Origin of the sequence: Alkalispirochaeta alkalica DSM 8900 (assembly GCF_000373545.1) — a bacterium.
In the GTDB taxonomy this organism is placed as follows: Bacteria; Spirochaetota; Spirochaetia; order DSM-27196; family Alkalispirochaetaceae; genus Alkalispirochaeta; species Alkalispirochaeta alkalica.
Genome location: NZ_KB891744.1, coordinates 1 through 1,534, shown reverse-complemented (window position 1 = coordinate 1,534; position 1,534 = coordinate 1). Strand labels below are relative to the sequence as shown.

The window sequence follows — 1,534 nt, the reverse complement described above, 5'->3', positions numbered from 1 at the left end:
GCCCAGTTGGCCTCGATGCGACCCGCCTTGAGCGATCCGCCGAACAGGGGCACATCAACATAGGCCTGGCGCAACAGGAAATTCTCCCCCTCGTATTCAGGGTTAGTGTCCCCCTCCCAGATACCATCGTACAGCTCGATCTCGGTGAACAGGGAAACGTCCTGACCCAGATCGAACAGAGCACTCAGGGTAACCGTCTGCTCAATGTAAGAGCTGCGCTTGTTATCCGACATAAAATCAGTCGCCTCATTGGCGTACTCAACAGTCATCGATCCACCCCAGGTGACGTTGACTGCCATAGCGGTCATCGGAGCGACCATAGCTACGATAACGACCAAAACAAGTAATTGTTTTTTCATCTCTTCCTCCATAATATCAGGATTCTACGATCCAGATGTTCAGGGCCAACGGCCCCCGCTCCCCTTTGAGGCTTGAGCTTTTCCACGTCTACCCGATACCAGAGTGGGTATCATAAGGATCACAAGCAAATGCTTACGACTGCTATTGATTTTTTTATGCTGTCCTCCTGTATTTCACCGGATACTCCGCCCTTGGAAGTATCCGGGCAATTTCTGTGTTATCCCCAACGAATTACTGTTGAGGCCCATACAAAACCAAGTCCCGCACCTACCAGCACTGCCAGGTCACCATCTTTCAAGCGCCCATTCTGCAGGCCTAGTTCCAGTGAAAGAATTTGATCATTCTGGCCTATATGCCCATACTCGTTTAAATATGTTGTCTGCTCATGGCTCAGTCCCAGTTCATCAAGAATCATGTCATGGGCAGAACGCTTGAAATGCAAAATAGCGAGATAATCGATGTCTTTCTGTGAATATCCGCTGTCAGCAAGACTCTCACGGATAACCGAGAAGAAGTTCGGCAGGGTCCGTTCTCCAAGTTTTTTCTTGAATTGCTCGCTGTCACGCACCATGAAATGGTAGTCCGAAAGCTGTTCAGACTTGGGAGGCCAGGAATCCGTTCCCATGACCGGGACATAGCAGTCCATTGCGAAGGAACCATCTCCCTTGAAGCTGCTTTCCAGCACAAGATTTCTGGGATAATCCTTGCGTAGAACTACTGCCGCACCGCCTGCCCCCAGATCAAGCATGAATCTGGTGTCTGGCACCGAAAGATCAATCAGATCACCGTTGCGATAACCGCTAAGAAGCAACACCGTGTTAACTTTGGGTTTGGCGAGCATAAGTGACTTGGCTGTATCGATTCCTGCCATCATGGAACCACACATAGCCTCCATGTCAAAGCTCCAGGCGTTAACAGCACCCAGTTCATGGGCTGCTGATAATCCTGCCAGCCAGCATGGGTAATCCTTGTGCTGGGCACCATTCCATATTACCAGGTCAATATCTTTGGCATCGATATCAGCCTGTTGGATAGCCTTGTGAGCTGCCTTTATGGCCATTGAACTGGTGGTGTCTCCGGGGCCTGGTACAGGTTTCTGAAGAACCCCGAACTTGTCCCGGATAATCTCAACAGGAATCTCCGTTTTATCTGCAATATCTTGTGCTGTCATGCG

2 protein-coding genes are annotated in these 1,534 nt (G+C 50.0%); both read right to left on the bottom strand.

The window, feature by feature from the left end; translation table 11 throughout:
• A partial coding sequence (locus tag B071_RS0112120; protein WP_026245206.1) for a hypothetical protein occupies window positions 1-359 on the bottom strand: 359 nt, incomplete at its 3' end.
• 218 nt (window positions 360-577) lie between these two features.
• On the bottom strand, window positions 578-1,534 hold a 957-nt coding region (locus B071_RS0112115), incomplete at its 5' end, for a 3-oxoacyl-ACP synthase (protein WP_018527341.1).